Source organism: Pseudomonas sp. GM102 (genome assembly GCF_000282555.1).
Lineage (GTDB): Bacteria > Pseudomonadota > Gammaproteobacteria > Pseudomonadales > Pseudomonadaceae > Aquipseudomonas.
Genome location: NZ_AKJB01000014.1, coordinates 1 through 23,866, shown reverse-complemented (window position 1 = coordinate 23,866; position 23,866 = coordinate 1). Strand labels below are relative to the sequence as shown.

Annotated in this window: 13 protein-coding genes and 1 pseudogene; 11 read left to right on the top strand and 3 right to left on the bottom strand. The window is 60.1% G+C overall.

Going from position 1 to position 23,866, the window contains the following annotated elements; all coding sequences use genetic code 11:
• Window positions 1-5,096: pseudogene (locus PMI18_RS0129305) on the top strand (LapA family giant adhesin); the annotation flags it as partial.
• 147 nt (window positions 5,097-5,243) lie between these two features.
• A complete protein-coding gene (locus PMI18_RS25010) occupies window positions 5,244-5,582 on the top strand; it encodes a hypothetical protein (protein WP_007896114.1) in 339 nt (112 codons plus the stop codon).
• A gap of 598 nt (window positions 5,583-6,180) precedes the next feature.
• On the opposite strand, the gene lapD is transcribed toward PMI18_RS25010, so the two are convergent.
• Together lapD and lapG are read right to left on the bottom strand one after the other, a co-directional pair.
• Window positions 6,181-8,127: a cyclic di-GMP receptor LapD gene (gene lapD, locus PMI18_RS25015; protein WP_007896113.1), complete on the bottom strand. Its 1,947-nt coding sequence runs from the start codon at window positions 8,125-8,127 to the stop codon at window positions 6,181-6,183.
• 14 nt (window positions 8,128-8,141) lie between these two features.
• Entirely contained in the window at window positions 8,142-8,834 is a 693-nt protein-coding gene (gene lapG, locus PMI18_RS25020; RefSeq protein WP_007896110.1) for a cysteine protease LapG, read from the bottom strand.
• Window positions 8,835-9,097: 263 nt separating this feature from the next.
• Here lapG and PMI18_RS25025 point away from each other — a divergent pair, with 263 nt between their 5' ends.
• The 5 genes from PMI18_RS25025 (at window position 9,098) to PMI18_RS25045 (ending at window position 16,124) form a co-directional block, all read left to right on the top strand.
• Complete coding sequence (locus PMI18_RS25025) at window positions 9,098-9,790, top strand: GntR family transcriptional regulator (RefSeq protein WP_007896109.1); 693 nt, start codon at window positions 9,098-9,100, stop codon at window positions 9,788-9,790.
• Between the two features lie 686 nt (window positions 9,791-10,476).
• On the top strand, window positions 10,477-11,253 hold the full coding sequence (locus tag PMI18_RS25030) for a DUF3050 domain-containing protein (protein WP_007896106.1): 777 nt from the start codon (window positions 10,477-10,479) through the stop codon (window positions 11,251-11,253).
• Window positions 11,250-12,182 carry a diiron oxygenase gene (locus PMI18_RS25035; protein ID WP_007896104.1) on the top strand — a complete coding sequence of 311 codons (933 nt, stop codon included), beginning with the start codon at window positions 11,250-11,252 and terminating at the stop codon, window positions 12,180-12,182. The genes PMI18_RS25030 and PMI18_RS25035 overlap by 4 nt, the downstream gene beginning before the upstream one ends.
• A gap of 10 nt (window positions 12,183-12,192) precedes the next feature.
• Entirely contained in the window at window positions 12,193-15,624 is a 3,432-nt protein-coding gene (locus tag PMI18_RS25040) for a non-ribosomal peptide synthetase (protein WP_007896102.1), read from the top strand.
• A gap of 29 nt (window positions 15,625-15,653) precedes the next feature.
• Window positions 15,654-16,124, top strand: a complete 471-nt coding sequence (locus tag PMI18_RS25045) for an SRPBCC family protein (protein ID WP_007896100.1) — start codon at window positions 15,654-15,656, stop codon at window positions 16,122-16,124.
• A 121-nt stretch (window positions 16,125-16,245) separates the two neighbouring features.
• On the opposite strand, the gene PMI18_RS25050 is transcribed toward PMI18_RS25045, so the two are convergent.
• On the bottom strand, window positions 16,246-18,126 hold the full coding sequence (locus PMI18_RS25050) for a methyl-accepting chemotaxis protein (protein WP_033035845.1): 1,881 nt from the start codon (window positions 18,124-18,126) through the stop codon (window positions 16,246-16,248).
• Window positions 18,127-18,429: 303 nt separating this feature from the next.
• Between PMI18_RS25050 and PMI18_RS25055 the strand changes: the two genes are divergently transcribed.
• The 4 genes from PMI18_RS25055 (at window position 18,430) to PMI18_RS25070 (ending at window position 23,797) form a co-directional block, all read left to right on the top strand.
• Window positions 18,430-18,930 (top strand): sigma-70 family RNA polymerase sigma factor, encoded by a 501-nt coding sequence (locus PMI18_RS25055; RefSeq protein WP_007896096.1) that lies wholly within the window; start codon window positions 18,430-18,432, stop codon window positions 18,928-18,930.
• A complete protein-coding gene (locus PMI18_RS25060; RefSeq protein WP_007896094.1) occupies window positions 18,930-19,940 on the top strand; it encodes a FecR domain-containing protein in 1,011 nt (336 codons plus the stop codon). The genes PMI18_RS25055 and PMI18_RS25060 overlap by 1 nt, the downstream gene beginning before the upstream one ends.
• A gap of 88 nt (window positions 19,941-20,028) precedes the next feature.
• Window positions 20,029-22,530, top strand: a complete 2,502-nt coding sequence (locus PMI18_RS25065) for a TonB-dependent siderophore receptor (protein ID WP_007896092.1) — start codon at window positions 20,029-20,031, stop codon at window positions 22,528-22,530.
• 70 nt (window positions 22,531-22,600) lie between these two features.
• Window positions 22,601-23,797 (top strand): PepSY-associated TM helix domain-containing protein, encoded by a 1,197-nt coding sequence (locus PMI18_RS25070; protein ID WP_033035843.1) that lies wholly within the window; start codon window positions 22,601-22,603, stop codon window positions 23,795-23,797.
• Window positions 23,798-23,866 lie beyond the last annotated feature (69 nt).

The following is a 23,866-nucleotide window of genomic DNA, read 5'->3' as shown; positions in this document are numbered from 1 at the left end:
TCATCACCATCGCCGCCGGTGCCACCATCGGTTCTGTAACCGTCGATGCACCTAAGGACGACGTCTACAAAGACGCTGGCCAAGTCGAAGTCACGATCAAGGACGCCGCAGGCGGCAACTTTGAAAACCTGACGACAAATCCGGCAGCGGCAGTCACCAATGTGACCGATACCCTCGACACCTCGACCGTGAACCTCACTGCAACCAGCGCTGTGGCCGAAGGCGGGACAGTGGTTTACACCGCGTCAGTGTCCGCTCCGGTCACCGGCTCGCCAGTCGTTATAACCCTGTCCAACGGCCAGACCATCACCATCCCGGTCGGCTCGAGCAGCGCCAGCGTCAACTTCACCGCACCAAACGACGCCCTGACCGGCGGCGCCTCCCTGAGCGTCAAGATCGACGATGCCAAGGGCGGCAACTACGAGAAGCTGGAAGTCGACGGCAAATCGGCGGACACCTCGGTGACTGACACCCTGGACACCACCAACCTGTCGCTGACCGCGACCGGCACCGTGGATGAAGGCGGCCAGATCACCTACACCGCGACCCTGACCAACGCCGCCGGGACTCCGGTCACCGTCACGCTCAGCAACGGCGCCGTCATCACCATCGACGCCGGTAAAACCACAGGCACCGTTACCGTCCCGGCTCCATCCGATGACGTTTACAAAGACACCGGCACTGTCCAGGCAACCATCTCCACCGCCACCGGTGGCAACTTCGAAAACCTGGTGCCAAGCACTGCCCCGGCAGTAACCAGCATCACCGACACCCTCGACACCTCGACCGTTACCCTGAACGCCACCGCTTCGGCAACTGAAGGCGGCACCGTCACTTACACCGCGACTGTCGGTGCTCCCGTGACGGGCAGCCCGGTCACCGTGTCCTTGGCCAACGGTCAAACGATCACTATCGACGTCGGTAAAACCACCGGTACCGTGACCACTACCGCACCGAACGATGCCTTGGCCGGCCATGCTCCGCTGACCAACTCGATCACCAGCGTCAGCGGCGGCAACTACGAGAACCTGGTAGCGGATAAAACGCCGGTCAGCACCACCGTGACCGACACCGTCGACACCACCAACCTCAGCCTGAGCGCGACTAACTCGGTAGCCGAAGGTAGCCAGATCACTTACACCGCGACCCTGACCAACGCCGCCGGCACTCCGGTGACCGTGACGTTGAGCAATGGCGCCGTGATCACCATCGACGCCGGCAAAACCACTGGCACCGTGACTGTCGATGCGCCGAAGGATGACGTCTACAAAGACGCCGGCCAAGTCGAAGCAACCATCACTGGCGCGACCGGTGGCAACTTCGAAAACCTGGTTACCAGCAACACCGCTGCGGTCACGACTGTCACCGACACAATCGACAAAACCGAAGTCAGCATCAGCGGCAGCACCTCGGTAACCGAAGGCCAGACCGCCAGCTACACCGTCAGCCTGACTCACCCGGCGCAGACCGAAGTAACCCTGAAAATCGTCTACAGCGGCACCGCCGCCGACGGTTCGGACTTCACCGGCGTGTACACCGTGAAAATCCCGGCGGGCGCCAGCAGCGCAAGCTTCAACGTCGCGACGCTGGACGACAAGCTCACCGAAGGCACCGAGAACTTCGTGGTCAAGATCGACTCGGCCACCGGCGGCAACTTCGAAAACCTCGCGGTCAGCACCACCAACGGCAGCGTCAGCACCTCGATCACCGACAACGATGCAGCGCCGGTTCTCGACCTGGACGCCAACAACTCCAGCGGCGCCACCGGGGCCAACTACAACGTGACCTTCACCGAAGGCACTACCGGCCAAGGCGTCTCGATCGGCGACACCGACCTGAAAATCACCGACCCGGACAGCACGATGCTGACCGGCGCCACCATCGTGCTGACCAACCGTCAGCCGGGCGACGCGCTGAACCTGGGCAACAGCGTCAACGGCATCAGCATCAACGCCAACAGCCAGGACGGCACCGTCACCCTGACTCTGTCGGGCAACGCGACGCTGGCCGATTACATGCAGCAGATCAAAAACATCAGCTTCACCAACAGCAGTGAAGATCCGAGCACCGTGCCACGGATCATCACCGTGACGGTGACCGATGGCAGCAACTACTCCAACACCGCGACCACCACCGTCAACGTGGTGGCCGTGAACGACGCGCCGACCGCCGCACCGGTTAACGTCACCGGCACCGAAGACACCCCGCTGATCCTCGGCTGGTCGACCTTCGGCGTCAGCGATGTCGACAGCCCCACCGCCAACCTGGGGGTGAAAATCACTCAGTTGCCGGGCGACGGCAAGTTGCAGTACCTGGACGGTGCGACCTGGAAAGACGTGGCGACTAACCAGACCGTCAGCAAGGCCGACATTGACGCCGGCAAGTTGCGCTTCACGCCAGATGCCAACGAATCGGGCGTCGATGGCTACGGCGGCACCGGCGTGGGCAACAAACAGGCGGACTACGCGCAGATCAAGTTCCAGCCAACCGACGGTCAACTGCTGGGCAGCACCGGCACGGTGAAAATCGACATCACACCGGTTGCCGACGCGCCATCCCTGAGCGTCGCAGACAACAGCGTCAAATCCACCGGCCTGATCAAGGAAGTCTGGACCGGTCTGTCGGGCCTCGGCACCAATGGCAGCGGCGCGGCTACCGATACACTGAAATCGGTCATCGACGGCGCGGGTACACCGAACTCCAGCAGCACCGTGACCAACGTGCAGTCCAATGGTGGCGTCACGGCCGGCACGGCGTCGAAAACGTCGGGCCTGATTTACCTCGAAGCCGGCAAGACGTACACCTTCAGCGGTACCGGTGACGACAGCCTGTTGGTGACCATCGGCGGTAAAAACGTGGCCGCCACCACGTGGGGCGCAGGCGGCAGCCTGAACGGTTCGTACACCCCGACCACCAGCGGTTACTACACCCTGGACATCTACCACCACAACCAGAACGGCCCGGGCAGCTATGATGTCAACCTGTCGGTCAACGGCGGCGCGGCGGTCGACCTGAGCAGTGCCGGCGTGCCGCTGTACACCGGCGTGTCGGATCTGGCCGCTTCTGGCGTGACAGTGTCCGACCTGCACGGCACCAATGGCGAAGGCTACTACGACGGCTACAAACTCAACGAAGGCGCCGAAGGCACCAGCGTTCACCTGTCCGCGATCAAAACGGCACTGACCGACACTGACGGCTCCGAAAGCCTGAGCGTGAAGATCAGCGGCATGCCGGCGGGCTCGGTGCTCAGCGATGGCGCGGGCCACACCTTCACCACCACCAACGGTGAAGCCAACGTCACCGGCTGGAACCTTGGCACGCTGACCGTTACTCCGCCGCCGTACTACAACGGCCAGTTCACCCTGACCGTGACATCGACGTCCACCGAAGCCCAAGGCGGTTCGGCACTGAGTACCGCGCAGATCCCGGTCACGGTGTACCCGGCGGTTTACAACGCCACCACCGCCACAGCGGCCGACGATACCATCACCGGCACCGACGGCAACGACATCATGGTCGCCGACATCGGCGGGCTGACCGTGGTGCCGGGCACCAACTACAACATCGCATTCATGGTCGACAGCTCGGGTAGCATGAGCGCTTCTTCGATCAGCGCCGCCAAGGATTCGCTGACATCGGTGTTCAACACCCTCAAGCAAAGCATGGGCGGCAACTCCGGGACGGTGAACATCTTCCTGGTGGACTTCGATAACCAGGTCAACAAGTCGGTATCGGTGAACCTGAATGACCCGAATGCCCTGACCTTGCTCAAATCCGTTCTGGACTCGATGTCGTCTGGCGGCGGCACCAACTACGAGGACGTGTTCAAAACCACGGCCAACTGGTTCCAGAGTACGGATGCGATGGCCAACACCGGCGCGAAGAACCTCACGTACTTCATCACCGATGGCAAGCCGACCTACTACCAGAGCGGCGAGCAAACCAACCCGAACTTGTTCGGCAACGTGAAGCTCGATGACGTCATCACCACCACCAATTACAAATTGGGGCAGACCTATTCCGGCTACCTGGACAGCACTCATTACCTGACCATCGACAGCGGTGGCACCGTCACACTGCAGACTTACAAAAACCAATGGGGCGGTCATTGGAGCAGTTCCGAACTGGGCACCCTCCGCGCCGAGGGCAACGGTACCTACGAACTGTCCTATCGCGATGGCAATGGCAGTAGCACCGGCTCCAACGCCATTGACAACTCAACTGACAGTTTTGCACTGCTGAACAACGTGTCGACAGTGGAAGCCATCGGCCTGAACAAGGACGTCACCCTCGGCGACCTCAAGCCGTACGACTCGGATCAAACGCCACAAACCAACATCGACCCGAAAGACCTGGCCAACTCGATCATCGGCCATACCGAAGCGACGATGCCAGGTGCCGACACGGTCAGCGGCGGTGACGGCAACGACCTGCTGTTCGGCGATCTGGTGAGCTTCAACGGCGTTGCCGGTGAGGGTTATCAGGCCATGCAGGCGTTCGTGGCCCAGCAGACCGGCGTCGACGTCAGCAAAGTCACCACCAGCAACGTGCACCAGTACATCACCGAGCACTACACCGAGTTCGACGTATCTGGCGCCCACGACGGTAACGACACGCTGCTGGGTGGCGCGGGCAACGACATTCTCTTCGGCCAGGGTGGCAACGACCTGCTCGACGGCGGCAAGGGCAATGACATCCTGCTCGGCGGCAGCGGCAATGACTCGCTGATCGGTGGCCAAGGCAACGACATTCTGATTGGTGGTTCGGGTGCCGACACCTTCATCTGGAAGGCTGGCGATACCGGCAGCGACGTGATCAAGGACTTCAAGGCCAGCGAAGGCGATCGCATCGACCTGCGTGATCTGTTGCAGGGCGAAAGCGGCAGCACCATCGACAACTTCCTGAAGATCACCACGGTGGATGGCGTGTCGTCCCTGCAAGTCAGTTCTGGCGGCAAGTTCAACGGCGCCGACGCAGCAGCGGCCACCCCGGACGTGACGATCAAACTGGAAGGCAACAATTGGTCCAGCGCCAGCATCAACTCGTTGATCGCCGGCAGTGATCCGACCATCAAGATCGACCACAACAACAGCTGATCAGCAGGCTGACGGCCGCCCAGACCGGGCGGCCGTCACGTTTGCGTCCACCTCACGGGTGACGATTTCGTCGTCGCACCGCATACTCGCCGGCGTTGGCCTATGCTGCTGACAGCACGACGCTGGTCCATTTCCGAGGGATGCTCAATGTTTTACGTGCAACGCGATGCGCAAGGTCAGTTGGTGCGCGTGGAAGCCACGGCCTACGCCGAGGCCACGGAAACGCTGCCGGCCGACCACCATGAAATCCAGGCCTGGTTTGCCCACGAAGTGGTTGAGACCAGCCTCAAGCAGCTCAAGCAGAGCGACCTGGAAATGATCCGGGTACTCGACGACTTGATTCAGGTGCTGACCCAAAAAGGCGTGATCCGCGTCACCGACCTGCCGGCCGCCGCGCAAGCCAAGCTGATGGACCGGACCCAGGCCCGTGAAGCATTGGGCGGGTTGAGCCAGTTGATCGACGATGATGAGACGGGGTTGATCTGACGCCCGACGCCGATCGTTCCCACGCTCTGCGTGGGAATGCCTCAAGGGACGCTCCGCGTTCCAGCCCCACTGCCGACGTTGCGCCTGGCACCATTGTGACGCGGAGCGTCACGGGCTGCATTCCCACGCAGAGCGTGGGAACGATCATCTGTGCTACCTCACGCTAAACCTCGGCCCGAGCCTGCATCTGCGGCGACTCAAGGTGATCCAGTGCCCGTTCCACCAATAACTGCACAGCGTTGATGCTCGGGGCTTCGGTGTCGATGTCGGGGGACACGGTAAAGAGGTGGCGGCCATGCGCAGGTGTGCAAGACCGGGACTGTTTAGGACACCCAGCAGATCCGAGAATCTCCTGCGCGCAGCCGCCAAAAGCCAGACTAGCCCTGAGCCTGAGCCCGGACAAGTTCACCAACACCGCTACAATCTGAAGGAAATCTCCTAGGACTTCGCTAGCGGTAATCGTTCCCACGCTCTGCGTGGGAATGCCTCAAGGGACGCTCCGCGTTCCAGCCCCACCGCCGACGTTGCGCCTGACACCGTTGTGACGCGGAGCGTCACAGGCTGCATTCCCACGCAGAGCGTGGGAACGATCAGTGGGCTACTGCCAAGGCTTCGGCTCACCAAACAACTGCCCCTGAACCCCATACAACCCCATCTCACGAATCACCGACAACTCCCCTTCGGTCTCGACCCGCTCGGCTATCAACGGCAAATCAATGCTATGCGCCGCCCGCTGAATCGCCTCGATGAACAGGCGCTTGTCGCTCTCCTGATCAATCGCCCGGATGTAACTGCCGTCGATTTTCAGATACGCCAACCCAAGCCGCGCCAGGTTGCCGATCATGCTGAAACGTCCACCAAAACGCTGCAGGCTCAACGAGAACCCATGCTCGCGAAGACGCCGCGTCAGCTGCTCCAGCACCGCTTGCTCGGGCAATTGTTCTTCGCCGATTTCCAGGGTCAGTCGTTCCCCGAGATTCGAATGCTGACGCAGAATCTCGAACACTTTGTTCAGCGCCTGCGGATCCGCCAGCGTTGCCGAAGACAGGTTCAGCGCCAGCGACTCTTCATGGTCGGCCATCTGCTCAAGCACCAGCTCCAGCATCAAACGGTCCAGCCGCGCGGTCCAGCCGAAACGCTCGAGCCACGGCAGGAAACGCCCAGCGGGAATGGTCTGGTCCTGCTCATCGAGCAGGCGCGACAGCACTTTGTAATGCAGCACCACCTGCATGTCGTGGCTGGCCAGCACCGGCTGGAAGTACAGCTCGAAACGCTGCTGATTCAACGCCTGATCCAGCAAGGTGTGCCAGGCATGGTGGTCATCGCCAACCCGGGCCGATGCACTGTGATCGAGACACGCCCAGCTCGGTTCGCCCTGACTTTCCGCCTGGGCCAACGCCTGATCCGCCAATCCGATCACTGCTTGCGGCGAGTCGCCATGGGCAAACGGCGCCAGCCCGATCGAGGCCACCGACGCCACGTCCGTGGCGCCCGTCGCATGCAGGCTCGCCAAGGCGCTGTCGAGGTTACTCGCCAGTTGCAGCGCTTCTTCGCGCACCAGCCCCGGCGCCAGCACGGCGAATTCACCGCCCCGAATGCGCGTAACGAGGTTCTGGGTTTCCGGGTACTTGGCGCACTCCCGGGACAACTGCTCGCCCACCGCTTTCAACAATTCATCGGTGCGCTGACCACCCAGCCGCTGGTTCAAACCAGCCAGGTCCTTGACCCGCAGCAGCAGCAAATAGCCGGAACTGGCCTGCTCGGCATTGCTCACTCGCGCGTTCAATTGCATTTCGAAATAGCGCCGGTTGGCCAGGCCGGTCAGGTTGTCCTGATAGGATTCGGCCCGCAGTTTTTCACTGCGTTCGGCCTGCTCCTGAAACAGTGCCTTGAGCTTCTCGACCATCTGGTTCATCGCCTGCACCACCCGACGCAGTTCCGGGGTGCGCGGCAGTTCCGGCAGGCTGAGGAATTCGCGGCGAGCAATGGCGTGGGATTGCTTGACCATGTAATCCAGCGGTTTCAGTTGCCGGCGCAGCAACAGTGCGCCCAGCACCGCACTCACCGCGCCGCAGATCAGTAACCAGCCGAGGCTGCCCAACGCGCTCTGCCACAACTTGGCCAACGCGAACATCGGATGGCTGACCACCTCGACCCGCGCGGCCTGCTCCCAGCCTCGGCTGACAAGGGCGTCGCCACCGGCCGGTTCCAGGCCGATCAGTTTGACGAACCAGTCCGGCACGTTAGTGACCGCCGGGATGCCGCTGCGCTCGACAATCGTCTTGTCGTTGGCCAGGTCGACCACACGGATGCTCGCGTAATAACCGCTGTCGAAGATCGAACTGACCAGCAGCTCGACCATCGCCGGGTCGTCGATGTTCGGCGTCAGGGACAGCGCCAATGCCGTCGCGGCGTCCTGGGCGTGGGAGCGCAACTGGTTGACGTACTGGGTACGCGAGCTTTCCAGACTGACCATGAAGCTGCCGGTGAAGGCGACCACCAGGAACAGACAGATAGCGATCAACAGCTGTTTGAACAAAGACATCTGAGCGCGTGCTCCTAGTTAGTCGTCTCGACCGGAAAACCTTCGGCCTGCATTTTCTTCAACACATCCTGCCAGCGGGACAGGCGTTTGGTGTCTCCGACCTTTTTGTTGCCCTTGGCACCCGGCAACCACAGCCCTTCGGCATTGAAAGAGTAGACCGGCAGCAAATCGGTTCGCTGGTTGGCGGGCTTGATCGCGTCAATCAGGCTGTCGAGCACCAAAGGCATGGCCTCGGGGCTCGAATAGTAGGTCAGGACCATGTGCGCGCGGTTCAGGCGCAAAGCCTTGACGTAGGTGATGCGCAGCTTGTCACTGGAGACACCGAGATGGCGCAGGCTGAAATACTTGGCGATAGCGTAGTCTTCGCAGTCGCCGGCGCCTTTCCACAAGGCTTCGATCGGCGTTTCCCAATAATCGACCTCGTGCCACAGGTCGATGTCTTCTTCGTAGCGCATCTGCTTGTTGAAGAACCGGTTGACCACGTTGAGCTGTTCCAGCTCGCCGACCTGCTTTTGCGTGGCCAGCAACTGCTGCCAGGCATCGATGCGCTGCCGCCCTTCACCCAAAGGCCCGTACAACGCCTGCGCGTGACGGCTGATCAGCGAAAAATCCCAATCGGCATGCAGCCCGCCCAGCATGGCGCCGGCCAGCAGCAGTGCGCAGCCTAGCCAGCGCAAAGTCCGAGGGATCGCGAAACGTACCGCCAATGCGAGGCATCCAGATCAGGCAGGTGGAAAGCGCTTGATGGTGAAGGCTAGCCTGCTAAAAGACAATGGCACGGTGAGATCACTGGCGACACGCTAAACTTTATAGAGCGGGTGCAATAGAAAGGGATCGCAGCCGTCGGCAGCTCCTGCGCCGAAATCCGAGCTGGCGAAGACTGCTCTATTTTGACCGTTTGACAACCCGTCAGGCAGTCACTAGTGTCCATTTGGATCCAGATTTTTCAGCCAGTCGGGGTGCGTTTGTTGTGACACAGAAGCCCAACCCTCTCAGCAGCATCAAGGTCAACGGGCCAATTCCCGCTCATCTGGCACGCTCGGTGATCGAAGAAACCCTGCGCGCGGCCATTCTCGACGGTCGCCTGCCTTGGGGCACCGCTCTGCGCCAGCAGGAATTGGCTGACTTGTTTGGCGTGAGCCGCATGCCGGTGCGCGAGGCATTGCGCCAACTGGAGGCACAATCACTGCTCAATGTGATCCAGCACAAAGGCGCGGTGGTGGCCCCGCTGATCAACAACGATGCGGTCGAGACCTACGCCTTGCGCTCGGTCCTGGAGTCTTTCGCTTTGCGCTTGTCCATTCCGCTGCTCGATACCAGCGACCTGGCGCTGTCGGCCCAGTACATCGAGCAACTGGAAGCGCAAACCGATTACTCTGAAATCGGCAAGCTCAATCGGCTGTTTCACATGTCGCTTTACCACAAGGCGCCTAACCGCAAACTCCTGGACCTGATCGAGCGGGAACTCAATGAAGAAGAGCGCTTCCTGCGCTTTCATCTGTCGTCCATGGGGCTGGGTAAACTCACCCAAGACGACCATCGCGCACTGCTCGAGGCCGCGAGGGCCAAAGACATCGATAAAGCGACTGCCTTGCTGGAGCGTCACCTGGAAAAAGCCTCCGCCACCATGCGTCGGTATCTGGAACAACAGCCGAACCGTTGACCGCTCGCCGGTGACCTGACCGGCGTATCACTTTCTTACACATTCTCCTTCCCCCATCTCCGCTCTTGCCTGGCGCGGCGAAGCCGTGTCCGCGCCCGTTGCTGCTATCAGTTCAATGGCACTGCCATTGATTTAGGCTCACTCTTGCATTTGTCGATTCAAACAGACCAAAAAGAAGTCAGCGCCTGACTGAAAGCCAGGCGAATCGAAGCCAATACGCAAGGAGCGTCGCCCAACAGGCGGGACGATCGGAGGTCCGACCGACGTCCCTCCCATAAAACATCAACTTCTTAATTTCCCGTTCCCTGAAGTGCTCCGAGTGAGGCATTCACTCAAACTATTAAATTCTGATAAGTACAATCGGAAGGAGCCTCTTCGCCCAAATAAAACTTACTTTAGAAGTTTTAACAAACTCCCTCGCGCCCAATAAACACCCAACTTTAAATAAATAAAAAAATGCTTGCCGCCTACTTGTTTCGTGTATTAGTTTTTTCTTCGCCGAACCGTTATCGACCGTTTCTGATTTCTTAAATGGCTTAACGCGCAAGGCTTACAGAGCGACACAAGGCATTCAAGGCGAACACTTAAGCAACTTAGGTATTACATGGACTTCGGTTCAGGCACCCGCTCACCTTTATAAAAAAGCGGGAAGCCTGGCCGAGAACATCATTGATGAGGACGTTCCAATGCAACCAACCAGCGAACAACTTTTTCTGAAAAAATGCGAACTTGGCCAACACCCGGTTTTTTCCGAAATAACATCAATCAATCTATTGCGCCGTTTTATGGAAAGCCATGTTTTCGCGGTGTGGGACTTCATGTCGCTGACCAAACGCCTGCAACGGGAGTTGACCTGTGTGCACCTGCCTTGGCTACCGCCGGCGGACCCGCAGGCTGCACGCCTGATTAACGAAATCGTGCTGGGCGAAGAGTCGGATGACCGCCCCGGGGCAGGGTTTTGCAGTCACTTCGAATTGTATCTGGATGCCATGCAGGAGGTCGGCGCGGACACCCGGGCCATTAGGCGATTCATCACGCTGCAGCAGGAAGGCGTAAGCCCCCAGACCGCGCTGGACAGTGTCGAGGTCGAACCGGCGGCGGCACAGTTCGTCCGCCAGACCCTGCACACCGCCCTGCACGCCCCGGCGCACAGTGTGGCTGCCGCGTTCGTGCATGGTCGCGAGAGCGTCATTCCGCAGATGTTCCAGCGCATGCTGGATGCCTGGGGCATTGGCCTGGATCAAGCCCCGACGTTTCGTTACTACCTGCAACGGCATATTGAAGTCGATTCCGAAGACCACGGCCCGGCGGCGGAAAAACTGCTGGCGCGTCTGATCAATGGCGATCCGCAACGCGAAACCGATGTCCTCGCCGCCGCCCTCGCCGCCGTCGACAGCCGCATCGCGCTGTGGGACGGCTTGCGTCAGAGCATGGCCCAACCGGTTGCGCAGGTGACGCCATGAACGCCGTCCACTACCAATCCTTCGCTGACGCCTGGGAAAGCCGCGCCACGATCCGCACCCGACCACGGCGCCGGGTCGAAGACGACGACAAGCTGATCTTTCCCATGAGCCGCCAGCCCCTGGTGCACAGCCAGACCTTTCTCAGTCACTGTCCGCAGTTGCGCGATTTCGTGCTGGTGCAGAGCCTTTACAAGTTCATCAACGACGTAGTGATTTTCGAGACTGAGCTGGTGGACAACACCGCCCGCCGCATCGCCAAGAACAGCTTCGGCATTGAGTTCCCGTTCGCCTGCCGCTACGACGCGATGACGGTCGTGGTAGACGAGAATTACCACGCACTGGTGGCAATGGATTTCATGCAGCAGACCATCGATATGACCGGCATCGCACCGATCCCGCTGCCAATGCAGATCGAACTCAGCCGCGCGATACCGGCGACGCTGGCCCAGGCACCGGAACACCTGCTCAGCGCCGTAGAGCTGATCTGCATCGCCATTGCCGAAAACACCGTGACCCATGAAGTGGCTGCCTTCGCCCGGGACGATTCGGTCAAGGCTTCGATCAAGGGTTTGATGGCCGACCACCTTATGGACGAGGGGCGTCACGCCGGTTTCTGGACGCGGCTGGTGCAGATTTACTGGAGCACCGCCCCCGAAGAGGACCGTCATGCGATTGCGCGATTGATGCCGGGGTTCATCGCCCAATACTTGGCGAGCGATCTGCAGCGCGCGTTCGATTTCGAGCTGATCGCCCACCTGTCCGTCGACGAATCGGTGCGCCAGTCACTGCGCGAAGACGCCAGTGCGCTGACTTATCCCATCAATCGATTTCATCCGCTGGTGGGCAATATCACGCGCTTCTTTCGCAGCAGCTCGATGCTCGCGTCCCCCTGCGTGCGCGACGCCCTGGCCGATTACCTGACTCCTTGAGGATCCGCCCATGAGACGCCTTGAAATTGCAGTGTCTGGCAGCAGCCAGGCAATGGCTGATCTGACCCTTGAACTGGAACTGCACGGCCATGCTGTCGTGCGTCTTGAATCGCCGGCCAGTCACGCTCCGGTGGATTTGTTAATCGACGACGGGACGGCGCCTTGCGCCCTCCAGGCCCGATCTCGCCTGGAGGTACGCGTGGCACTTGATGCCCTGCCGGATGAGGTGTTGCCGCAGCCGGTGGTGGTTTTTCGCGACGGTGCGCAGCGACTGTTATGGCGGCAGGCTATCGCTCCTGAAAGCTGCGGCAACGGCCAGTCCTTGCGCCTGCGCACACTGGCAGCGGTAGTCGAAAGCGGCGCACGGCTGGTCAGCCAGCTCTCTCGGGATCAGGCCTGTTTCGATCACTGGCCCACGGTGGAGGTCGGCGCTGCCGACCCACTATTGCATGGGCTAGATGCACTGGAGATGCTGGCCTTCGAGCACCGCCTCAATGCGCCTGCGGTGCCGTGGCTGTTGGCCGCCGCCCAAGTGCCGGTGATGCATGGCATTGAGCAGCGCATGCTCGATGACGCGCCGCAACCGGCCCTGTGGGTCGATGGTTTGCTCGTCGATTACAAGTCCTTACGCAGCCTGGCGCTGAGCTTGCAACAACCGATGCTGGACGTGCTGCGCCATCGCGGCGCAACCGACCGCCCGGTGGTAATCGGCGTGAGCCTGCCCAAGTCGCCGCAACTGTACGCGGCGATTCTGGCGGTGCTCGGTTGCGGTGCGGTGTACCTGCCGCTGGACCCGCAGCATCCGGCGCAACGTCGGCGCTTCATCCTGGAGAGCGCCAACGCGGACCTGCTGTTACATGACGGCGACAGCGATCTGGGCGACGTGTCGTTGCCGACGCTGGACGTCCGTCGGCTGCCTTTGCTCAAGCCCGGCCTCCCGGCCTCGCTGATCCGCCGCACGGTGAACATCGACGAACCCGCCGTGGCGATCTACACCTCGGGCACCACCGGCCAGCCCAAAGGCGTGTTGCTCAGCCATCGTAACCTCAGCCATTTCTGTGCCTGGTACGCCGACCACGTGGGGTTACAGCGCAGCAGTCGGGCGTTGCAGTTTTCCACGATCAATTTCGACGCGTCGCTGCTGGATATCCTGCCGACCTTTATCCAAGGCGCGCGACTGGTGGTGCCCAGCGACGACCAGCGCCGTGATCCACAGCAATTGGTCGAGTTGATTCGCGGGCAGCAAGTGACCCACGCCTTCCTGCCGCCGGCGCTGCTGAGCGTCATGCCGCTGGAAGCATCGCTGGGCCTTGAGCACTTGATTACCGGTGGCGATGTCTGTGAGCCATTTGTGATTGAACAGCTCGCACCACAATGTCGATTCCACAATATTTATGGCCCGACCGAAACCACAGTGTTAGCCACAACACGGCAATTTTGCGTCGGTGACAGCAACCGCAACCTCGGCGTCCCCATCGCCAATGGCCAGCTGCTGATCCTGGATGAGCAACTGCAACCAGTGCCCCAAGGCACATCCGGCGAGTTGTATATCGCCGGGCCGGGCGTCGGCCTGGGTTATCTGAACGATCCGGCACTGACCGCGGCGCGTTACCTCAACCTGACGCTGCCCGACGGGCAAAGGCTGCGCGTTTATCGCACCGGTGATATCGGCCAGTGGACCGACGGGGGGATCGAGCTGAGTGGCCGTCGTGATAACCAGGTGAAGATCCGAGGCTTTCGGGTCGAGCCCGAGGAAATCGAGCAGTGCCTGCGCGACAGCCATCTGTTTCGTCAGGTGGCGGTGGTGATCGATGAACGGCGGCGGATCCTGGCGTACCTGGTTCAACCCAGGGAGGAGCGGCCCGGCACCGCCCTGCTGGCCTTGCGCGAGCATGTGCAAAACGCGCTGCCCGGTTACATGCACCCCGGCGCCTACATTGAACTGCCGCACCTGCCCTTCACCAGTAACGGCAAGGTCGATCGCCGGGCTCTGCTCGCGACATCAATACAGGCCCAAGTCGCTAGCCAGCGGCGCCAGCCGCAGACCCCGCTGCAGATGCAGTTGCGCCAGCTTTGGTCCGAGTTGCTAGAGCTGGCGGTCGAGGACATTGCCACCGACGAGAGCTTCTTCAACCTGGGCGGGCATTCGATCCTGCTGTCACAGCTGCTGCTGAGCATCCGCCAGGCGTTCGGTCGCAGCCTGTCGATCAATCGCTTCATCGAAGCGCCCACGCTGCTCACTCTTGCGAAACTGCTCGAGGGGCCCGAGCAAAGTGATGCATCGCCCCTCAGCCCCAAAGCCTTCATCGATGCTGCAGCCGAACTCAACCTCGATCCGCTGCCGGTCAGCCAGTGCGGTGACGTGCATAAGGTGCTGGTGACCGGTGCCAACAGTTTTCTCGGGGTACATATCGTCGAGGCTTTGCTGGCTTGGGGCGCCACCGAGGTTGCGTGCCTGGTGCGCGAATCCGGCGGACAAAGCGCGGCCGAACGTTTCGCCCAGGCCCTGCGGGATAACCGTCTCACCCATCTGGACCTGAGCCGGGTCAGCGTTTACGCCGCCGACATCACCCAACCGCAATTGGGTTTGCCGGACGACGTTTACGCGCGCATTGACCGCACCTTCGGCGCGCTGGTGCACAACGCTGCCAACGTCAATCACGTCCTCGATTACGAGTCGTTGGCGCGGGATAACGTCGAGCCGATTTTCGAGTGCCTGCGCCTGTGTGAAGGGCGCAGCAAGAAGATCTTCAACTTCGTCTCGACACTCTCGGCGTCCAGCACGATCTCCGACGATGGCCGGGTTCTGGAATTGCCCGCCGCGCAGACACCGCCGATCTACATCAAGAACGGCTACAACCTGTCCAAGTGGGTTGGCGAGCGGATTCTCGAACGGGCGCGGGAGCGTGGGGTGCGGGTCAATCTTTTTCGCCCCGGCAACATCAGTTTCAACAGCCTCACTGGCGTCTGCCAGCCCCACAAGAATCGCTTGATGTTGATGCTCAAGGGCTCGATCCAGCTCGGTCAGGTGCCGGAGTTCGCGCTGAATTTCGACCTGATGCCGGTGGATTTTCTCGCCCGTTTCATCGCCTTCCACGCCAGCCGTTACCAGGCCGAAAAAGCGGTGTTCAACCTGCACAACCCCGAGCCCCTGAGCTGGGATTGCTACGTAGCGTCATTTCGTGAGGCCGGTCGGGAGTTCGCCATGGTCAGCGTCGCCGACTGGCAGCAGCAACTGGGCCGTGTCGACAGCGATAACGCGCTGTTTGGCGTGCTGGGCTTCTACCTCAACGGCTTCGAAGAAGACATCGGCGACATCTCGATGATCGGCCACGACAACGCCCAAGCGGGCGTACGGCAGATGGGCGCGCATTACCCGGAAAAATCCCCGGCGCTGCTGCGACGCGGCTGCGACTACCTCAAAGAAATCAACTTCATCTGATTCACCCTAACCCTGCACGGAGCAAAACCATGAATACTCTGCAACCCGATACCCTGATCAAAAATCCTCACGGCTGCCACGTTGTGTCTTCGGTGGATGTACCGGTCGATGCGGCACAGGTCTGGGCGGTGGTCGGTAACTTTGCCGGCTTCGATCGATTCATTCCGGCGCTGTCGCACATCGAGATGACGGGCGAAGGCGTGTCGTCGCTGCGCAAGAAATTCTTCAAGGACGACAACCACCTGGTGGTCGAGCAGCTCAACTCTCGGGACGACCAGGCACTGAACATGACCTGGACCCTCATCTACAACACCTTGGGCATCGGCAATTTGTGGGCGGCGATGAGGGTGGAATCCATCGGCGCAGACAAGTCGCGGGCAATCTGGACCATCATCGCCGAACCGGCTCAGGGCGGTGAGCAAGCCCTGCCGGGGTTCAAGGATTTCCTTCAGGGGTTTGCCGATGATGCGATGGGGAATGTGTTGAAGCTGTTTGTGTAAGGCTTCAGTTCAGCGGTGACTGATCTATCGCCTTCGCGGGCAAGCCTCGCTCCTACAGATGAGCTCTTGTAGGAGCGAGGCTTGCCCGCGAAGAACGATAACGCGGTAGAACTGATTTGAATCAGATCTTGAAACTATCAACCAACTGCTTCAACCGATTGGCCTGCTGGGACAGCGCATCGCAATCCTTCAATGTTTCATTGAGGTTGGCCACGCTCTGCTGGTTCAACAGGTTGATCTGGTTGACGTCGACGTTGAGGGTTTCCACCACGGCGGTCTGCTCTTCGGTCGCTGCGGCCACCGACTGGTTCATGCCGTCGATTTCGCCAATGCGCTGGGTCACGCTGACCAGGCGCAGGCCGGCCTGGTTCGCCACTTCGACGCTCTGCTCGCTGGATGCCTGACTGGCATTCATCGTGGTCACCGCTTCGCGAGAACCGATCTGCAGCGAACTGATCATCTTGTGGATCTCTTCCGCCGATTCCTGGGTGCGATGAGCAAGGTTACGCACCTCGTCCGCCACCACAGCAAAGCCACGACCGGCCTCACCGGCACGGGCCGCTTCGATGGCCGCGTTGAGCGCCAGCAAATTGGTCTGCTGGGAGATGCCTTTGATCACATCGAGAATGTGCCCGATGTTGTCGGTGCTCGCGTTCAGGGTTTCGATCTGCGTGCAGGACAGGCTGATTTTCTGCGACAGCTCGGTCATGGCCAGGATGGTTTTTTCCACCACCTGACGACCGTCATCGGCCTGCTCGCTCGCGCCGCTGGCGTGTTGCGAAGCATCGGCGGCGTTGCGGGCGATTTCCTGGGTGGCGGCGCCCAATTGGTTGATCGCCGCAGCCACACTGTTGGTGCGGGCGCTTTGTTCGTCGGAACCGATGATCGAAGCATTGGACGATGCCATCACCCGTTGCGACAGGTCATGAACCTGACGAGTTGCCGAGGACACTTCGCAAATCGACGCGTGAATCCGCTCCACGAACTGGTTGAAGGAGCCGCCCAACTCGCCGAATTCATCTTTGCTTTCTACGACCAGACGCCGGGTCAGGTCGCCCTCGCCCTGAGCGATGTCCTGCATCGCACGACCCATCGTGGTCAGCGGACGCATCAGCACGCTGATCAGCAGACTCAGCAATACTGCAATGGCGGTCACAGCGATGAACATCGCGATCAGCGCCGAGGTGCGGAATTGACTCAGTGGTGCGTAGGCCTTGGCCTTGTCGATCGACAGACCGATGTACCACTCGGCATTCGGCAAACCACTCACTGGTGTGAACGAGAGGATGCGGTCCTGCTTGTTCAGTTCTACTTCCTGATTGCCTTTCCCGATGCGGACACTGGAACCCGGATAGATGTCTTTCAGGTTCTTCATCACCTGATCCTTGTCCGGGCTGACGATTACCTGACCGTCGGCGCTGACGAGGAACGCGTGACCGATGCCACCGAAGTCCACCGAGTTGATGATCTCCACCAGGGTTTCCAGACTCAAGTCGCCGCCGACGACGCCCAGCAGTTCGCCTTGCTTTTTCACCGGCATGGCGATGGTCACCACTAACCCGCCGACCGCGGCCATGTAAGGCGGGGTCAGCATGGTCTTGTCGGCGACCACGGCTTGTTTGTACCAGGGGCGCTGACGCGGATCGTAGCCGTCCGGCATCTTCGCGTCAGGGCGCTGGGTGAACACACCATTGGCCTGCCCGACGTAGGTGAACTGGAAGTTCGAGGTGAGGGCGGGTTGATCGACCAGCCCCGGCAGATCGGCATTGGCGCCTTGATGAGCGACGTTCTGCGCGAGGTTTTCCAGGACCAGCACGCGGCCGCTCATCCAGTTCTGCACGCTGCTCGCGGTCAGCTCGCCGGCTTGCTCAACGGATGACTCGAGGTTTTGTCGGATGGTGTTTCGCTGCAGATAGTCGTTGTACAAAGTGAACAACGCAAAAGCCAGCACCACGACGCCTGAAGCGGCCAGCAGGATTTTATGGCTGAACTTGAGATTCATTTCATGGGACTTCTTATGCAAAAAGTGGGGATGCGTTCCGGGTTGCAACATTCCATGTAACCGCGCAGACGGCATTCTGGGGCCGCTCTACTTTGGTGCACGCATGTCTCACCAGTCTTGTCGGCACGAGTGGGAGAAATCTTAGGGGTTTGTACGAAACCCGTCGGATAACCGCCGAACGGCGTGCCAGAGCGTCCGCGCCGCAGTGATTAGTGAGGGTTGCATGAACGGCAGTTGCAAATTTCCCGACCCTTGATGACAATGCGACTAATTATCATTTGTGACGTTCGGGCTGTTGCGTTCATGTCCTCACCTGAGTTTGCAGTACAGGCGCTTTACAGCAGCCATCACGGTTGGCTCAACACGTGGCTGCGCGCTCGGTTGGGCAATGCGGCCGATGCGGCGGATCTGGCTCAGGACACGTTCGTCCGGCTGCTGCAAAGAACCGAACGCCCGGAGCTCAAGGCCCCCCGCGCCTTTCTACGAACCATCGCCCGCGGCCTGGTGATCGACCATTGGCGTCGTGAGGAAATCGAGCGCGCGTACCTGGAAACCATCGCCCATTTGCCTGAGGCCGAAACCCCCAGCGCCGAGGCACGGGCATTGGTGCTCGAATTGCTGGAAAGCATCGCCCGCATGCTTGAAGGCCTGAAGCCGAAAGTGCGTCAGGCATTTCTGCTGGCCCAGTGCGAAGGATTTACCCACAAGCAGATCGCCGAACACATGGGATTATCCCTACGCTCAGTGGAACGTTATGTGGCCGACGCGCTGTATCACTGTTACGTGCTGCGGTATGAAGCGTGATGCCTGTGGATAACTCAGCGCTGAATCGCCGCGGCGCACCTCATCAGCAGGTGGTTAAACAAGCCATCCATTGGTTGCTGCGCCTGCGTAACAACGCGGCCAACTCCAGACTGCGCCAGCAATGCGACGTCTGGCGGGCCGAGCACCATGATCACGAACTGGCCTGGCAACGGGTGCAGTCCCTGCAAGCCGAGTTGAGCAGCAATCTGCGCGCGGTGCCCGGCGCTCAAGTCGCTTTCAACACTTTGGAAAACAGCGCACAGGGACTCGGGCGGCGCCAGGCATTGAAGCTGCTGTCGGGCGCGTTATTGATGGGTTCAGCGGCATGGCTGGGCAAGGATGTCGGTTGGCAACAGTGGACCGCCGACTTCGCCACCGCCACGGGCGAGCGACGCGGTTTCCAGTTACCGGATGGCACGCGCCTGGAGCTCAACACCGCCAGCGCGGTGGACCTGGACTACACCGCGCAGCAGCGCCTGATCAAACTGACTCGCGGCGAGATCGTCGTGACGTGCGGTGGGGCAAGTGAAGGGGTTTCGTTTGATCGTCCGCTGCGGGTGCAAAGCCGTCACGGTGTGTTCGAAAGTGTGGCGGCGCGCTTTATCGTTCGTCAGGACGCCGACTGCACGCGGCTCAGCGTCACCAGCGGCGTGGTCGCAATCCATTCGCCACGGGCTGCTGATGGCCTGTCGATTCAGGTGCAGGCCGGGCAGAGTTATCTGATCGATCGAAGCCACGCACAGTTGGCACCGCCTCAAGACATGGATGCCGGCGCCTGGGTCGACGGCCTGATCGTCACCCGTAACATGCGCCTCGGGGATTTCATTAATGAAGTCGGGCGTTACCGTCCCGGTTATCTGACCTGCGCGGCGGATATTGCCCACTTGCGGCTGTCCGGGGTTTTTCGTCTCGACGACACCGACAAACTGCTGGCCATTCTGCCGCAAACCCTGGCGGTGCAACTGCGCTATCGCACTCGCTATTGGGTGACGCTGGAGCGACAGGCCTGAATTATTTTTGGCGGGTTTTCCGAACAAGTCCGGCTTAGTCAGTAAGCACTTCAACTCTGCCTTCAGCGACTTCCTACGGAAACCTACAATGACTGTGCGCGCCATCAGTAAGAACCCTCTCCATTTCGCCGCGGAATCAGGCGTATTGCGCCACGCCATCCGCGCGGCGCTGTTCTCTACCGCACTGGGTGTCGGCCTGTTGCCGACACTTGGCGTTGCTGCACAGGGCAGCGAAGCCAGTAGCCACCCCTACAACATCGCCGCCGGCCCCTTGAGCGATGTGCTCAATCAATTCGCGCGTCAGGCGGGCATCACGCTGTCGACGACTCCGACTCAAACTCAGGGCCTTCAATCGCCGGGATTACAGGGCGACTATTCGGCGGATCAGGCGTTGAGTCATTTGCTCAATGGCACAGGGCTTGTGGCCGTCAGTCAGGATGGCAGCAGCTATGTGCTGCGGCCCGTTGCTGAAACCGAAGCCCTGGCGCTGCCCGCCACCGACATCAAAGGCTTCGCCTTGGGTAACGCGCTGGGCAGCATGGATGGCTACAACGCAACGCACAGCCAGATCGCCACCAAGACCAGTACCGCGCTGCTGGAAACCTCACAAAGCGTGTCCGTGGTGACCCGCGAGCAAATGGACGACCAAGGCTCGCAAACCGTGTCCCAGGCGATGCGCTACACCCCGGGCGTGCTGACCAACCCTTACGGCGCGACCCACCGTTATGACTACGTGGCGATGCGCGGTTTCAACGACGGCTCGGTGGATAACATCTATCTCGATGGCCTCAAATCCATGGGTGACAGCGGCACCTACAGCACCATGCAGGTGGACCCGTATTTCCTCGAACGAGTCGATATTCTCAAAGGACCGTCGTCGGTGCTCTACGGTCGCAGTTCGCCGGGCGGGCTGGTGGCGTTGACCAGCAAGAAACCGTTGTATGAGCCCTATCATCAGGTCCAGGCCACGGTGGGCACCCAAGGCCAACGTGGCATGGGCTTCGACTTCAGCGGGCCGGTGGATGATGACAAGCGTATTGCCTATCGGCTGACAGGGTTGGCGGATCAGTCCGACACACAGTTCGACCACAATAAGGAAAAGCGCTTCGCCCTGGCGCCGACGGTGAGCATCGATTTCACCGAAGATACCTCGCTGACGCTGCAAGCTTATCTGCAACACGACCCCGACGGCGGCTATCACGGCGGAGTCCCGGCCGATGGCACGATCCATCAGCGCAACGGCAATCGGATCTCCCCCAACTTCTTCGAAGGCGAGCCGGGCGTTGATGGTTTCCAGCGTGATCAACAGTCCTTCGGTTATCAGTTCGAACACCGCTTCAACGACGTCTTCACCGCTCGGCAGAACTTTCGTTATCTCGACTCCAAGGTGAAGATCGATCAGGTTTACGCCTATGGCTGGACTACCCCCACCAGTAACGAGTTGAACCGCTATTACACCGGCGGCGACGAAAAGCTCCACGCCTTTATCGTCGATAACATGCTGCAAGCCGAGTTCTTCACCGGCGCAACCAAACACACCGTGCTGATGGGTGCGGACTACCAGCGACGCAAAACGGTGGTCGACTGGACCAGTGGCGGTCTTGCGCCGATCGATGCGTTCAATCCGGTGTACGGCAATTCGGCCATCGACTTCTACAGCCCGACCAGCTATCTGCGGCGCCTGGAACAGACCGGCGTCTACCTGCAAGACCTGATCGAGATGGATAAATGGCGCTTCTCTTTGGGCCTGCGTCAGGACTGGGTCGAAACCTCCGATGAAAATCGGCTGGCTGAAGCGGCACGCCCTGTGGGCACGGAAATCAGTGACAAACGCACCAAGCTGACAGGCCGAGCCGGGGCGTTGTATCTGTTCGATAACGGTATTGCGCCGTACATCAGCTACTCCGAGTCGTTCAACCCGAACTCCTACGCCGACAGCGCCGGCAATCCTCTGGCACCGACCGATGGCACCCAGTGGGAAGTGGGCCTGAAGTACCAGCCACCGGGCACCGACAACTTGTTCACGGCATCGCTGTTCCGCATCGATCAGGAAAACCTGGCGACCAAACTGCCGCAGGAAAACTTCTATCGCGCTGTAGGCGCCGTCCGCTCCCAGGGGCTGGAACTGGAAGCGCACATGCAGCTGACCGATAACCTGAAAGTCCTCGGCAGCTACACCTTCACCGACATCGAGTATTCGAAGTCGATGATCAGTACGTTGAGCACTGCAACCGACGTGATCGAAAACAAGGGCAACTCGCCGACTCAGGCGCCACGTCATATGGCCTCGGTGTGGGCGGACTACACGTTCGACAGCGCAGCGCTTGATGGCCTGCGTCTGGGCGGCGGCGTGCGTTATGTCGGCTACAGCTGGGCCGATGCGGAAAACACCCTGAAGGTGCCGTCCTATACGCTGTTCGATGCGTCTGTCGGCTATGACCTGGGCAAGGTGGGCTTGAAGGGCGTGGACGTACGTTTGAATGCGAACAACCTGACCAACGAGTCCTACGTGGCCTCCTGTGCCAGCCTGAACTTCTGCTACATGGGTGAAGAGCGCAACGTCGCCGCTACCGTGAGCTACCAGTTCTAACGACTTGTTATCCAAAAAAGCCAGCCCCTGAATCCAGGAGCTGGCTTTGTCGTCTCTGCAGGAAAATTCCATGCGTGCATTTCTGGTTTTACTTCATCGCTACATCGGTTTGGCGACCGCGTTGTTTCTGCTGATGGCGGGGCTTACCGGCAGCATTCTGGCGTTCAATCATGAGCTGGATGAGTGGCTCAATCCGGGGTTCTATGCAGCGTCTGCCGAAGGTCAGCGTTTGCCGCCCGGCACTTTGGTAGACAAGCTGCAAGCGGAGCGTCCGAGGCTACAAGTCTGGTACATGGAGTACCCGTCAGAACAGGGTCATACCGCATTGCTGGCTGCGGTACCGCGTAATGATCCTGCGACCGGAAAACCTTTTTCCGAGCCCAATCAGGTGTTCTATCTGGACCCGGTCAATGGCGAGCAGAAAGGGCAGCGGTTCTGGGGAGAATGCTGCTTTCAGCGGGAGAATTTCATTCCGTTCATTCTGGAGTTCCACTACAACCTGGTTCTGCCGAATAACTGGGGATTGCTGTTAATGGGACTGGTCGCGATCGCCTGGGTTGTCGATTGTTTCATCGCGCTTTGGCTGACGCTTCCACGAGGGAAACCATTCTGGAAGAAGTGGTCGACGGCCTGGAAGATCAAAGGCGGGCATGCCTATCGGCTGAACTTCGACCTGCATCGGGCAGGTGGTTTGTGGCTGTGGTTATTGCTGCTGCCGATTGCTGTCAGCAGTGTCGCCATGAACCTGCCGAGCCAGGTGTTCAAGCCTGCCGTTTCACTGTTTTCGCCGATTGAGCCGAGCGTTTACGAGGCCCGTGGACGAATGCCTGCCGAGGAGCTGGGGGTTACGCGGCTGAGTTATCAACAGGCTTATGAACGTGCGTTACAGGAGGGGCAAAAGTTAGGGCTGACCGCTGCAATCGGGGAGTTGTATTACAGCTTTGAGTACAACTTTTATGGGGCAGGGTTTGGGCAACATGATACCGAGGCCAATGGAAAGTCATGGCTGTTCTTCCATGGCACGGACGGGCGTTTACTGGGGCAGGAAATCGCAGGACAAGGCACCTTGGGAGAGCGTTTTTATCGGCTGCAATTGCCGATACACGGAGGGCGAATCATTGGGCTCACCGGGCAAGTGATGATCGCGTTGTTGGGTGGGTTGATTGCAGTACTGTCGGTGACGGGAATCTATATCTGGTGGCGCAAGTTGCTGGCTCGAAGGAGTAGCAAGGCACGTAAGAGCAGGATGTGCCCCATTCCAGATTGAGGTTTCTATAGCCCAGAAAGACAAAACCCCTGTCTGCATAAGCAGACAGGGGTTTCGGAATTCAATCTT